This window comes from Dehalobacter sp. DCA (assembly GCF_000305775.1).
GTDB classification, from domain to species: domain Bacteria; phylum Bacillota; class Desulfitobacteriia; order Desulfitobacteriales; family Syntrophobotulaceae; genus Dehalobacter; species Dehalobacter alkaniphilus.
In genome coordinates, this window is sequence record NC_018866.1 from 1,713,847 (window position 1) to 1,726,838 (window position 12,992).

Genomic DNA, 12,992 nt, shown 5'->3' on the forward strand with positions numbered 1-12,992 from the left:
TACCGCAATACCTCTAAGACTCGATACGGAGCGGTTGGCTAGACCTTACTTCGACGGGATCTGCCCCCGTTAGAACGTGCGACCTGCCAGGACGCACTGGGAATTCACTGTTATATGATGTGACCACCCAGACCCAAAATGCAATCCAAATTTTACTCTGAATGTGGTCTCCAATTCCCTGCCTCATCATAATTCAGAGAACCGGACCACCCGCATGAATTCCAAACGGTATCAAATATAGGCCTTAGTAACTTTCCCAAATCAGCATCCCAATTTTCTATTAATACTCCAGGCAAAACCAAATCATCTTCCTTTATTAGATCTGGTGTACCAAAGCGTGCAAACCGTTGGCCCACACCCATGTAATAATCTCTAACACCTAGAAGAGCTAGCTCTATTACTATAGGTGGTTGAATACCAACTGATTTCATCGCATTTAAATATTTTCTTGTATGATTGATAACATCCTCTTCATATTTTATAGAGGCAATGAATTTTCTATTATCCTCTAGTGGCTTTAATAAGCCAATATCAACAGATTCGATTTGACCAGTTCTGAAAAATTGAACATATCCATGAGGTAAAACACTACCTGGCCATAACGCAAAGGTAAGAAAACCATCAAGGTTATAGCGATAGTCCATTCCAGTTGTGTAAAATGGCCATAAATTTGATGTCTGGTCTTTCAAGATTTTAACATCCAAATAACTTTGAATATCCATTGACGATAATGGAATCAAATGCAATACAATTTTTGCCCCTCCCTCGATTGGAGTGGCTCCTTTGTTTAGTAGTAACCTATTTAATCTATCCATCCGCCAAGATTTAGCTTGTTCAATGAAACTTGTTCCCGTAAGAAATGCTGCTCTAATTTCTGTAACATCCATTGGATATTTTCCTGCAGAATTCCGTGTAAAAAATCGTTGTGTTCCTCCCATTGTAACCATATGAGGAAAGTTCAAAGTTCTAGGAATTCTAAACATAAAGATATATTGACCTTCTGATACTTTCAAAGAACGAACAGCTAATCCGATAATTCTTGGTGATATGCAGTCTCTAATACTGTTTTCGAATGATAATATTATTGAATCAGCATTTTGTGTTTGAATACCCTCTATTGCTATGGGTTTTCCGGAGTCTTCTCTTATCCCAAAAATTATATCCCCGCCGCCAGCATTTGCCATTGCAGAAATATCATATAAAAGCTCCCTCTTCTTATCACCTGAATCAGGTAGTTCGAGTTTGTATTCCAAGTTTCTACATTCACAAACCTCATTTGTTATTAAGTTCTCAATATCTTCCAAAGTAATCCCATCAATATTTTTATCTATTGACATACAATTCCTCCTTAAACTCACTTAACAAACACACCCCAGAGGGTGGTCATGTCATATAACGTCCAGGTGTTCCCGACGCGCCCTAACCGCATGCATCATTCTCCAAGTGTCGGGAAAACCGTGTTATGTGTCATCTATACAAAGTTGCGTAAATCCTGTGTTATACGATGCCACGGCAAAGAATTGCCCAAACATTAATATAAAATCACTTTGGTGCATTAAAAAAACAGGTTTTAATACCACTATTGTCTATAAGATAATATTTGATGCCGTCTTCATTCTCTTCTCTACTTGCCTTTACAATCTCGGCGTTAACTTCAGCAAGTATATCTTTAGAATCATCATTTGAAGGTCTTGTAAATGAATAACTTAATAGCTTTCCATCAAATTCAATTATGTACATTGCCGGATTATTCTTTGTATTATATATATCGATTTGGACTTTTGTCTTCTCTCCTCTATTAATACTATCAATAAACTCATCAAGTTTATCGATATTGTAAATTTTGCCTTTTAATTCCACTATGTCGCCATTCTCAATCGCCGTCGTAGAACTATAATATGGAAAAAGAGCCTAGCAAGCTGATAAAAACAAAATCAAGGAAACGAAGAATAATGAGAAAATCGTAAATTTTTTCACGGTTCATTACCACCTTGTTACTTAAATCAAAAATACTTTCTCAAAAACCATTAAGACCCAGTGGTTTCGTATAACGTTCAGGCAGTTCCGCAGCGTCTTAATACATTCATCTATTCTAAGTTGCGGAATTGCCGTGTTAGATGAAGTATTTGCCTTCGAAGCATTGACTCAAACATCAGTTTTTGCCACCATTTTAGCTATTTGTGCCGTTAGCAATTCTTTGGTAATCCCCAATTTTGCACTCATATCATCCGTATATCTTTCAAGTTTTTTATCGATTTTGTTTGCTTGCTCAATAAAATCTATTAATTCAATTATCATAGAATCTCTTCCATCTTTACTGTATGCTAATGAAATCCGTTCTTTAAAGTAATCATGAATAATAAAATTTCTTTTTTCTAAAATTGTTTTGAGTTGCATAATTTCATCGTCTTCTAGATTAAACATTTGTTTTATTTCATTTATCAGTTGTCCCATCGTATTTGATAATTTTCTTGAAAAAAGTGCTTCAATATAATTACTTGTTATTTTTTCTTCTTGCAGGCTTTTCATTAGAACAATCATGTTCACCAATTGGTGTTCTAAAACTTGTGCATGAAATACTGCTAAACCAAAGTAAGCATATAATTCTTTACTATGTTCATTTTCGTTATAATCTTCTTGAATCACTTTAATCCCCTTAAGCAAATATTTCATTGTCACGGTAGAGATGCCGGTCGCCCGACACCCCCCGCACAGATCCCGGCGTGCGGAACTACCGCACCGGGCTCTTCAAGAGTATTCGCTTCCGTAATAAAGCTTAAAACCCAAAGCTAAGCTGCTTCTGGTTCGTTTCGACTATCCTTGGGGTTAGTACTCCATACCTTTTTAATACCCTATTAAACTCGCTCCAATCAAAGCTTTTCCTTTGACTCCTTCTATTCAGCCATTTGTACAGGGTTTTCATTGCCTGTTCGTAGAATTCTCTCAGCCTTCCAGAGTTTCCTATCAGCCCATAGTAGTTGTAATAGCCCCTTAATTTGCTGTTTAGCTCCGGGAACAATCGTCTTAGTCTTTTGTTCCGGTTCTCTCTGCACCATTCTTTGAAGTTTGCCAGGGACTTCCTTAACCTTTTCCTGGCTGTTCTCCTGGTGATTATTGTTTTCCCCCGGCGAGATACTCCCCATCGAAATTCGAACCCCAAGTATTCAAAGCTGCTGCTTTGTTTTCTCAACCATCGATTGAATTGGATGATTTGGGTCTTATCCACTGCCAGTTCCAGTCCGAATTTCTCTAACCGTTTAGGTAGCGACCTGTAGAATTTGTCGGCATCTCCTTTATATTGGAACGCACATACAAAATCATCGCAGTACCTGCATAGATACGCTTCTCCTTCGCAGTTTGGTTTTACTATCTTCTCAAACCATAGGTCAAGTACATAGTGCAGATAAGTATTCGCTAGTATTGGACTAATGATTCCGCCTTGCGGACTTCCTGTTATTGGATGTTCCACTTCTCCATCCTGCTTTAAGATTCCTGCTTTGAGCCACTTTTTGATGAGTCCCAGAAATGCCTTGTCATCTATTCGTTGCTCTAGCATTCTTATTAGCCAAGCGTGGTCTATGTTTTGAAAGAATCCTTTGATGTCTGCTTCTACGATGTAGCTGTAGTCGCCATAGTTGAGTTCTTTGCTTAAGTCTTTGATTGCTGTGTGAGCACTGATTTTTGGCCGGTATCCATAACTACTTGCAAGGAAATCCTGCTCATAGATGGCTTCCAATATCTTTGCCGCTGCGCTCTGCACGAGCTTATCCGCTATGGCTGGTATTCCCAGCGGTCTTGTTTTTCCTTCCCCTTTCGGTATGTCTACCCTTCGTAACAACTTTGCCCGATATCTTTTCTTTTCCAGATGCTCTGCCAGGTTTTCTATGTTTTGCTTAAGCTCTTCTGCAAATTCCTTGGCTGTTACTTTGTCCACTCCGGCAGCTGCCTTTTTGTTGTTCGTTTTCCAGGCTTCTGTGAGTGAGCTGTAGTTGAGCATCCGGTATAAGTTGCGAAATCGATAGCTTTTAAGTCTTTTTGCTTTCTGTGCTATTCCTTGCAGGGAAGTTCGCATCAATTTCTCCGATCCTGCTTGTCCGGTTGATGTTTCCTTTGCAAGCTGCATACTCTCGTTAACCCCTTCCCCATGTAGCCGGCTTTCCCGACCTCAGAGTAGTATGGGTTAATCCGACTCCCTGTCTGTCATCAGCCTTCCTCTTCTTCGATTGGTAAGTCCTACCGGCTTTCGCCGGAACAAACAGGGTCTCCCAAGTTCCTGATCCTTCTCTCCATACATGCCATGTTCTCTGACCCCGGCAGACCCTCGGGAATCTTGCCTTTTCGATCCCTCTGTGTTGGCTTCCGTGACGTTAAACACGTCGCCATCTGCATTTATCACGTTTACGAGGCTGAATTTGCTTCAGGAGTTACGGTTCCCCCTATGGCCTATATAGTTCTCTGTGTACGCTTCGCCTTACTGTTGCCAGTTTCGGCGCAACACTCGATATGGGTGGTTGGCTAGACCTTACCCAGCAAGGACTTTCACCTTGCAAGAAGTACCAAGCTTTGCTTGGCGCACTAACGTCTCGCGAAGTTCCGCAGCGCCTTACTACATTCATCTATTCTAAGTTGCGGAACTTCGCTGTTCTACGACGTATTGTGCCCTCATACTCGGACAGCGCCCGGATAGCGCTGCCTTAAATTGCTGCTAAACTTAAGGCACAGAATAGAAAAGTTATGCTATAACTCAACGAATCAAACATTATGTTTTTAAAGATTAGATACATTCCTAAACACTTGGTCTATAATTGTTCATACTAATAATACCTTTGTGAAGCACAATTTTTCTCTTTTTATCTTTATCATCGTAATAGGTTAACTCTACTTTTGATGCTCCCTCAATACGGTTCAATTCTTCATAGTTCACATATCCAGTTTGTTTTAAAACTTGAATTTCTTTCGGATTAATGTTTAGTACTTCCATCTTATCAATATGGTACATATGGCTACTAAATCTCTTCGTGCCTTCGTCATCAGGAACATATGAAAAGATTTCATTTTTTCCGTTGTAAAATATAACCTTAAAATTCCGCATTATTTTAGGAATATCGCTCTTATTATATGCTTGTAAAATATAAGAAAAACTATAATGATAGAAATCAGAATCCGCTTTACCACCCATAGAGCATCCAACGTCTTTAAATGTTTGATATTTATCTTCCCATTCTATTAAGTACAATTTCAATTTTCCTTTTTTTCGAAGCAAATCTGTGACAATCAATGTTGTAATGCTCCCAAGTATCGCTCCTAGAATACCTTGAAGTTCTCTAATAACCAAAATAATATTCTCCATAATATCCCCTACTTCTTATACTATCAGTTAATCTAAAAGTGAAGTAATATACTTTTTATCCGCGCCAAGGACGGCGCGGCCTTTGCACAATATGTCGTAGAACGTCCCGTGAATTCCCGAAGTCTGGTTACTACCTCCATATTCTCTCAGATTTTGGGAATTCACTGTTAGACGACGTATGGCCAAAGCTTACATGCAAATCTCAAATCACATCCTGATACTTATTTCCTTATTGCTTATCGAGTAACTGTCTTAATCTTTTCTGAATATTAGACAATTCTTTACGTTCTTCTAAATCCGCTAATAATCCTTCTGCGGAAGCTTGAAGTCTATATTTTGAATCGCAGCAATTACTCTTTAAACCTAGATTTCCAAAAGTAAGTGGTAATGAAACATTTGCCGCACTCATTACTAGTAATGGAATAACACCACCACAATTGTCAGTTCTTAATTGAACTTTCTGACACTTTTCACATAACAAATAATACTTATATTTTCTCTTCTTATTGTCTAATAACGTCACTTCAAAATACGCTTTACATAAGCCCAGTGTTTCAGATGAATCACATTTGATCTCATTGCATACTTCCTTCCATCTATCGTCATGAGAACATTCATCATTGTATCTTTCATTGGCAATTGCATGAGCTAATTCATGTCTAATGATTTGATTTATTTCTTCCTCCGTATATCCACCATTAAGAACATCTCTGTTAAAACCAAGGTTACTTATATGCATATTAAAAAGCTTAACAGAATTACACTGTCCGGTTGGCCCTTCATCATAAAATACTATTTCAGGGGAACTGTTATATCCAATTTCTTGAGATATATCCCTGACCAACTGTTCATATTCACTTTCACTTCTTCTTATTCTTGCTTCATTTGGATTACCAGCATTGTGTGCTATAGTTACATACAACAAACCTTACCTCCAGTCTTCTTTATCAAAATGACAGAATATGTCGTCTAACGTCGTTTTCCCGCAATTATTGCGTATTACATCTAAATATGGAGGTAAACCGCAAGAGTTGCGGAGATATTTCCTTTAGCAGAATTTACTTCTTTTAAACCTCTATGTCCAGTGCATCGATTGGGCTGTGTATTTTGGCTAGATCCCGTTGGCTTACATGGGTATATATTTCTGTTGTTTTAGAATTTTTATGCCCTAAAAGTTCCTGGATATATCTCAGATCCGTACCGCCTTCCAGCAAATGGGTGGCAAAGGAGTGTCTGAGTGATGAACAGATACATCTTTCTTAATATTTGCTTTTATGCAGGCTTCCTAAAAAATATTTTGAACACTCCGTTCCGATAGGTGACGTCCTTCATTTCCTCCCTTAAAGAGCCAGTCTTTCACCTTCTATTCGCTTACATATTTTCTTAAAATATTTAGTGTAATTTCAGATAGAATTGAATACCGGTCTTTTCTCCCTTTGGCCTGCCGGATATGGATAAGCATTCTGCTTTTATCAATGTCATTCACTTGCAGATTAACCACTTCACTTACCCTTAAACCAGCAGAATATATTAAAAACAATACTCAAAAGTTACAAAGAGTTCCCTTTGATTTTCTTCCTGGGCGTTGACATATACAGCCATCTTTCTGCTCCATTCTTACATAATGGAAATATTACTAATAAATACCATTACAAAAATATTTTAACTTCTTTAATTTGCATGGTCAATCCTGAAAAATAATTTTGGTATTATTTCGGAAACTTCTTTTCATGTCATATGCGTTTATCCGAATAAACAGCTTCAAGCGCTTTGGAACCAGTACGGTGAAAGCAATTTTGAGCTTTCTGTCTTGATGGTTTTGAAGTACGAGAATACAGAATCAGATCGAACCGACGAAGAGTCCAAGACTTTTTTGACTCACATGGGTATATTTTTCTGTAGTATACCTCCTCGAATTCGGATTCGGCTCCGAATTTGAGGAGGTATGCCGTCCAGCTCCGTTCTCTTTTTTCCTTACTGCCCATCTCCGCAGGGGCAAGCCTCCCTGCTCCACGCCTCGTCTTTACGCCACACATCCATAAGATCGCAAACCTTATTCTTATAAATGATATACGTCTCCTTGTCATTAGGGGCGATTTCGCGCAGCTTTTGCTTTACTTCCCTAACGGTTTGATCCAAGTTTTCACAGAGGAAGGCGAGATGGTTAGCCCTGACTTTGAGCGAACTCTTCATGAAGTTATTTCTCATCCTCTCGTAGCTCTGGGCGGATGAGCTTTTTCGGAGCGATTCCAGCGAATCATTCAGCTGTCTGGCCGTTATAGCGAGTTCTTCTTTGGACGCCTTGACGTTCTCCAATTGGGCCTTTAGATTGGCGAGTTCCGCAGTCAGCTCGGTGATGGTACCACTTTGGTCTTCCACTTTTTTCTGGAAGTCCGCGTTCTCTTGCTGGGTCTGGTCTTTTTCTTGCCGGGCCTGCGTCCGTTCCTTGACCGCCTGACGCAGTTCCTGGGTGGTCATGCCTTTGACATCCATATCGACGATGAATTGCGCCCGTTCCTCCTTCGGGATACCTAAAAGAAGCACCGCCTGGCTGTAGTTTAATTTCGGATTCGGCTCCGAATTTGAGTAGGTAAGCTGTCCTTCTCCATACTCTTTGAAGATACGCATCAGTTTATTGGCCCTGCTTTGGGAGAAATCGACCGACTCCTCCAGCCACTTGCCCCATTCTCCAAACTTAAGAAAGGCTTTGGCCTCCGTCAACCGTCTTCCAATCTCGACGATAGCGGTAAGGTAGATATTCTCAGCCTGATATTTGATCATGTTAATCTCAGCCGCTATGACATGCGGCGTACGTCCGCTGATGACATCAGGTACTGTATTGCTTACTGGATCATTCTCCGGATCGGTTGCTGTATCCTTTGCTGGATACGTCATGATATCCACACTCCTTTGGACTAATTTCACTTATAGGATATGTGGCCATGCTTAAAAGTGTACTACCTCAGTCGTTAAGCATTCGCATGGTCAATCCTTAAAAATATCTTGATTCCAAATACAAAATAAAAAACAAAAGTATTGCTAACCACAAAAAATGGTTAGCAATACTTCTATTCTTACTAATCTTCTATTTCAGGCCACGGACTGGACAATTCAGCTTCTCTCCCATTTCTTTGAGCCATGAGTCAGGATAAGCATCATAAGTTTTCCCGTCGAGCACGCCCTGGGGGGACTGGCGAAACTGCTGGAGCACCCAGGGAGTTTCATTTCCGAGGAACTCACGGATTAGCTTTAGATCTTCAAATGTATGCCAGACCGGCAGTACCGTAGTTCTGAATTCGTATGCAATTGTACTCGCCCTGATCCATTGGATGGTTTCAAACGCCGCCTCTCCGCTGTTTTTGCACGCGGTCAGCTTCTCGTATTTATCAGGAGTACATTTAATATCCATGGCAATATAGTCCAGGAAAGGAGCCAGCTCCCGGAGTTTTTCCGGGCTGCTTCCATTGGTATCCAATTTCACCTTGAAACCGAGCGCTTTGACCTCTCTTACAAAGGGATTCAGATCCGGGGATAAAAGCGGCTCCCCGCCAGTAAGACAAACACCGTCCAGTAATCCTTTCCTGGTCTTCATAAATTCAATGACAGCAGAAGGAGAAGTCCGTGACTTCTCCTTCTTGTTGACCAAAGCAGGGTTATGGCAGTAGCCACACTGGAAATTACAACCTCCAAAAAAGACCGTTGCTACGATATGTCCAGGATAATCGACAAGAGAGAAAGGTTCAATATCCATTAGCATCTGCGATCACCAATCCTTGTTCTGCTTTATACTAAATACCTGTACTCGTAAAAGTTTCTGCATAAAATAGATACGTTGTGACAACTTACCCTTACTTTGCTACACCGTCAAACAGACTTGGCGTGACGCCCGTAACACGGTATTTGATGGTTTCTTGTTTCTCTTCCTGTTTGCCGGGATTCATGGCGGAGATTGGTCTATAGAAGCCGGTGACCCTCGTCATGACTAAGGTTTCCCTGCCGCACTCGGGGCAGTTGAAGTGTTCGCCTTTGATATACTTGTGGTCTTCGCAGATGCTAAAGGTCGGAGTCAGCGTGAAATACGGCAGCTGGAAGTTCTCAAACACCCTGCGTACGACGGCCTTGGCGACGGCAAGATCATCGAGACTTTCAGCCAGATAGCCATGAAGCACGGTCCCGCCGGTATAAAGCGTCTGCAGGTCATCCTGAAGCTCGACGGCACGGAACAGGTCGCTGGTATAGCCCACAGGCAGGTGGGTGGAGTTCGTGTAATAGGGTTCATTGTCGCCGGCCGTAATCATATCGGGATAATGCTTTTTGTTGATTTTGGCTAGACGGTAGCTCGTACCTTCCGCAGGCGTTGCCTCAAGGTTATAGAGGTCTCCGTCTTGCTCCTGGAATTCCTGGATGCGGTCTCTCATATAGTTCAATGTTTCCTTGGCAAAATTCTGTCCGAAAACAGTGGTGATGTCATCGGCGTCCGAAGTAAAATTACGGATCGCTTCATTCATGCCGACTAGACCGATCGTCGAGAAGTGGTTTGTCCAGTACTTGCCGAAACGTTTCTTGATATCCCTCAGATAAAATTTGGTATACGGGTACAAGCCATTGTCCGTCAGGATCTCCAGCGTTTTGCGTTTGGTCTGCAGCGAGGACCGGGCGATGTTCATGTGGTTATCAATCAGCGTGATGAACTGATCCCAGTTGCCCTTAGCCAGATAACCGTACAACGGCAGGTTCAAGGTTACAACGCCAATGCTTCCCGTGAGCGGGTTGGCTCCGAACAGGCCACCGCCGCGTTTTCTGAGTTCCCTATTGTCCAGACGCAGACGGCAGCACATGCTTCTGGCGTCCTCCGGATTCATATCGGAATTGATAAAATTCGCAAAATACGGGATTCCATATTTGTCGGTCATTTTAAAGATCGCTCTCGATACTTCACTGTTCCAGTCAAAGCCCTTCGTGATGTTGTATGTCGGGATCGGGAAGCTAAAAATATTGCCGTCAGCATCACCTTCGAGCATGACCTCGCAGAACGCCATATTGATGATATCCATCTCAGCTTGATATTCCCGGTATGGCGTATCCAGGAATTTGCCGTCAACGACAGCGGGCTCATCTTTGATGGCCGATTCGGCCGCCCGCACATCGAGCGTAATATTAAAGAATGGAGACTGGAAACCTACCCTGGTCGGGACGTTGACATTGAAAATAAATTCCTGAATCCCCTGTGTGCCTTGTTTATAATCAAGGTTATCCACTCTGACGAACGGAGCAAGATAGGTATCAAAGCTGGAGAGCGCCTGAGCACCGGCAGCTTCTCCCTGTAAGGTATAAACGAAATTAACGATCTGTCCGAGTGCGGAACGGAAGTGTTTGGCCGGTCTGGAGGTCGTCTTGCCTTCCGCGCCCCTAAAGCCCACCAGAAGCAGATCTTTGAGATCCCAGCCGACGCAATATGGAGCAAGGTCTCCCATGTCATGATTATGCAAAGCACCGGAATCGTGCGCTTTACCGACTTCAGACGGAAGCAGGGACTGCCAGAAAGCATTGGTCGCTTTGCTGGTTACAAACCGGTTAAGCCCCTGAACCGAAAATCCCATATTGGAATTCTCTTTGATTTCCCAGGTTCCCAGCCCCAGGTAATCAGAGAATAATTGATTGTTATCGTTTTTGGCGCTTTCCTGATTTCGAATGATTTCATGCTGGAAGCGGTACCGGATATATGCTCTGGCGACATTGGTATTTCCTGTCTGCATCAGGACATCTTCGACTTTGTCCTGAATCTGCTCGATTTGGAAGCCTTCATTCTTACTGTAAGCAGCTTCCAATTCTGAGAATACCCTGTCGGTAACGATCTTCGCCCAGTTAGTGACATTGGGGGTTTCGGTAGCGATAAAAGCCTTTTCTACCGCCTTGCGAATCTTCTCTTGATTAAAAATTTCTCTTCTTCCATCCCTTTTCACAACGTACATGGCTTAGTCCTCCTGCTCCCATATATATTTATTTGCATGGATATCCTGTCTTTATCGCAAGGATCTCAATTGGGGGACTGTTTTATTTGCGACGCTTTACCAGTCCGTTCAACTCTTCCATAAACTTCTGAATATCCTTGAACTGCCTGTAAACAGAAGCAAAGCGAATATACGCAATTTCATCTATTTCAAACAGTTTTTTCATGACGGCTTCGCCGACCAGTTCGCTCGGCACTTCGCGATCGTTGATATCACGCATTTCTCTTTCGATATCAGTGACCATTGTTTCCAGCTGCTCAGTGGACACGGGGCGTTTTTCACAGGCCTTGTTCAAACCTGACAGCAGTTTGTGACGGGAAAAGGGCTCTCTTCTGCCATCCTTTTTCACGACAATCAGCTGAAAATCCTCGTAGCGCTCATACGTCGTAAAACGCTTTGTGCAGACATCGCATTCCCGTCTGCGTCGGATAGCAGTACCTTCCTCAATTTGTCTGGAATCCAGCACCTTCGTGTCGTCACTCTGGCAAAAAGGACAGCGCAATACCCTCATCCTTCCTATATCTTGTATATTCCTTATTTTATCAACACTATATATAGTAAGCAATCGCCTTTTATTGGCGTTTTTATGCATCTAAGGCCTTCTATATGGATTATTTTACGTTTTGCTTGCGATTTTAGTTCTTGAAGATTTTATGCAAAACATTACTTAAGTCCCAAATCATTGCAAAATAAATAAATCAAGACAAACACACTTCCGTCAAAAAAACATATCCTTTTATTGTAAATATATTCCATTATAACCATAAGGAGGAATCCCCATGAGTATTGGTCAACCCTCCTATCTTCTGCAAAAAGTTGCACCGATTGTACTGAGGGAACTTCAGCCATACATCGCCGGTAAAGTTGGTCCCCTCGTTGCTGAAAAGATTGGCATGCCCATTGCCAGGAAAGTCGGACTTCCACTTGCTAAAAGAATAGGTATTCCTATGGCCCGTAAAACCGGTACCTTTTTGTTGAACCGGGTCGGCTATCCGCTTATTAATAAAGTCATTTTTAAAGGAAATCCCCCTTCATTCCTCTTGCCCGGAAATCCCCAGGCAAACAGTGGCACAGGAATAAAGACAATAGTGACAGAAGCAGGATCAGGACTTGGACCAAGTTCAGGATCAGGAAATGGTGCCGGTACTGGAATAAGCACCGGTTCAGGTACAGTTATTAATACAAGTAAAGGCATAAAAAGGACAAAAAGAACAGAAACCGGAATAGAATCTGAAGCAGGTGTACGCGGGAGAAAACAAACCAAAGCAGAAAAAAAGATTGAAAAGCAAAACAGAAAGCGTCAAAAAACACGGAGAGGCTTGTTTAGCTTTGGTAAAAATCTTCAGTCCTTCCCGACTGGAATCCGTCCGCAGAACCAGATTGTACCCGGGCCGGCCGTTCCTTCTCCTACCCCGGAAGCTCTGAGTACCTTTGCCCAACCTGTTGTTCAAAATCCAACTGTCCAAAATCCTTATGAACTATTTGATCAAAATCAGAATTATACTTCCAGTCTATTTAGCAGAAGAAGGCAAAACTATGGTTTTTGAAAAATTCAAACACAGATAACAGCTATGAAAAGTCAAAGAAATCCTTAGGAGAAAGAGGCTGGTAAGGCTCTATAAAAACTAGTT

14 protein-coding genes are annotated in these 12,992 nt (G+C 41.8%); 1 reads left to right on the forward strand and 13 read right to left on the reverse strand.

The genetic code is table 11. From position 1 onward, the window contains the following. Positions 1-152: 152 nt before the first annotated feature. The 13 genes from DHBDCA_RS08230 to nrdR all read right to left on the reverse strand — a co-directional run bounded on the left by DHBDCA_RS08230 (position 153) and on the right by nrdR (position 11,863). Positions 153-1,337, reverse strand: coding sequence for an AlbA family DNA-binding domain-containing protein (locus DHBDCA_RS08230; RefSeq protein WP_015043758.1), 1,185 nt, complete (start codon positions 1,335-1,337; stop codon positions 153-155). 205 nt (positions 1,338-1,542) lie between these two features. Beyond that, positions 1,543-1,860: a DUF4362 domain-containing protein gene (locus DHBDCA_RS08235; protein ID WP_015043759.1), complete on the reverse strand. Its 318-nt coding sequence runs from the start codon at positions 1,858-1,860 to the stop codon at positions 1,543-1,545. Positions 1,861-2,145: 285 nt separating this feature from the next. Continuing rightward, positions 2,146-2,646: a hypothetical protein gene (locus DHBDCA_RS08240; protein ID WP_242824881.1), complete on the reverse strand. Its 501-nt coding sequence runs from the start codon at positions 2,644-2,646 to the stop codon at positions 2,146-2,148. A 130-nt stretch (positions 2,647-2,776) separates the two neighbouring features. Next, a complete protein-coding gene (ltrA, locus tag DHBDCA_RS08245; RefSeq protein WP_015042955.1) occupies positions 2,777-4,123 on the reverse strand; it encodes a group II intron reverse transcriptase/maturase in 1,347 nt (448 codons plus the stop codon). A gap of 57 nt (positions 4,124-4,180) precedes the next feature. Next, complete coding sequence (locus DHBDCA_RS14975) at positions 4,181-4,375, reverse strand: hypothetical protein (RefSeq protein ID WP_081580523.1); 195 nt, start codon at positions 4,373-4,375, stop codon at positions 4,181-4,183. Positions 4,376-4,786: 411 nt separating this feature from the next. Then, positions 4,787-5,350 carry a hypothetical protein gene (locus DHBDCA_RS15785; RefSeq protein WP_242824882.1) on the reverse strand — a complete coding sequence of 188 codons (564 nt, stop codon included), beginning with the start codon at positions 5,348-5,350 and terminating at the stop codon, positions 4,787-4,789. A 229-nt stretch (positions 5,351-5,579) separates the two neighbouring features. Beyond that, positions 5,580-6,275 carry a SprT-like domain-containing protein gene (locus DHBDCA_RS08255; protein WP_015043763.1) on the reverse strand — a complete coding sequence of 232 codons (696 nt, stop codon included), beginning with the start codon at positions 6,273-6,275 and terminating at the stop codon, positions 5,580-5,582. A gap of 142 nt (positions 6,276-6,417) precedes the next feature. Then, positions 6,418-6,564: a tyrosine-type recombinase/integrase gene (locus DHBDCA_RS15955; protein ID WP_015043764.1), complete on the reverse strand. Its 147-nt coding sequence runs from the start codon at positions 6,562-6,564 to the stop codon at positions 6,418-6,420. 149 nt (positions 6,565-6,713) lie between these two features. Next, the gene (locus DHBDCA_RS15900; RefSeq protein ID WP_193352130.1) at positions 6,714-6,851 is read right to left on the reverse strand and encodes a hypothetical protein; all 138 of its coding nucleotides are present in this window, start codon (positions 6,849-6,851) and stop codon (positions 6,714-6,716) included. A gap of 473 nt (positions 6,852-7,324) precedes the next feature. Continuing rightward, a complete protein-coding gene (locus DHBDCA_RS08265) occupies positions 7,325-8,245 on the reverse strand; it encodes a DUF3102 domain-containing protein (protein WP_015043766.1) in 921 nt (306 codons plus the stop codon). Between the two features lie 190 nt (positions 8,246-8,435). Then, entirely contained in the window at positions 8,436-9,107 is a 672-nt protein-coding gene (locus tag DHBDCA_RS08270; protein WP_015043767.1) for an anaerobic ribonucleoside-triphosphate reductase activating protein, read from the reverse strand. A gap of 91 nt (positions 9,108-9,198) precedes the next feature. Next, a complete protein-coding gene (locus DHBDCA_RS08275) occupies positions 9,199-11,322 on the reverse strand; it encodes a ribonucleoside triphosphate reductase (RefSeq protein WP_015043768.1) in 2,124 nt (707 codons plus the stop codon). Positions 11,323-11,404: 82 nt separating this feature from the next. Further along, positions 11,405-11,863, reverse strand: a complete 459-nt coding sequence (gene nrdR / locus DHBDCA_RS08280) for a transcriptional regulator NrdR (protein WP_015043769.1) — start codon at positions 11,861-11,863, stop codon at positions 11,405-11,407. A gap of 277 nt (positions 11,864-12,140) precedes the next feature. Between nrdR and DHBDCA_RS08285 the strand changes: the two genes are divergently transcribed. Next, positions 12,141-12,908: a hypothetical protein gene (locus DHBDCA_RS08285; RefSeq protein WP_015043770.1), complete on the forward strand. Its 768-nt coding sequence runs from the start codon at positions 12,141-12,143 to the stop codon at positions 12,906-12,908. Positions 12,909-12,992: the final 84 nt, after the last annotated feature.

What these genes read in the sequence shown, in the direction of transcription:
- ltrA (WP_015042955.1), bottom strand. Translation starts at nt 4,123, where the DNA reads ATGCAGCTTGCAAAGGAAACATCAACCGGACAAGCAGGATCGGAGAAA.
- DHBDCA_RS08270 (WP_015043767.1), bottom strand. Translation starts at nt 9,107, where the DNA reads ATGCTAATGGATATTGAACCTTTCTCTCTTGTCGATTATCCTGGACAT.
- DHBDCA_RS15785 (WP_242824882.1), bottom strand. Translation starts at nt 5,350, where the DNA reads ATGGAGAATATTATTTTGGTTATTAGAGAACTTCAAGGTATTCTAGGA.
- DHBDCA_RS08265 (WP_015043766.1), bottom strand. Translation starts at nt 8,245, where the DNA reads ATGACGTATCCAGCAAAGGATACAGCAACCGATCCGGAGAATGATCCA.
- DHBDCA_RS08275 (WP_015043768.1), bottom strand. Translation starts at nt 11,322, where the DNA reads ATGTACGTTGTGAAAAGGGATGGAAGAAGAGAAATTTTTAATCAAGAG.
- DHBDCA_RS08230 (WP_015043758.1), bottom strand. Translation starts at nt 1,337, where the DNA reads ATGTCAATAGATAAAAATATTGATGGGATTACTTTGGAAGATATTGAG.
- DHBDCA_RS08285 (WP_015043770.1), top strand. Translation starts at nt 12,141, where the DNA reads ATGAGTATTGGTCAACCCTCCTATCTTCTGCAAAAAGTTGCACCGATT.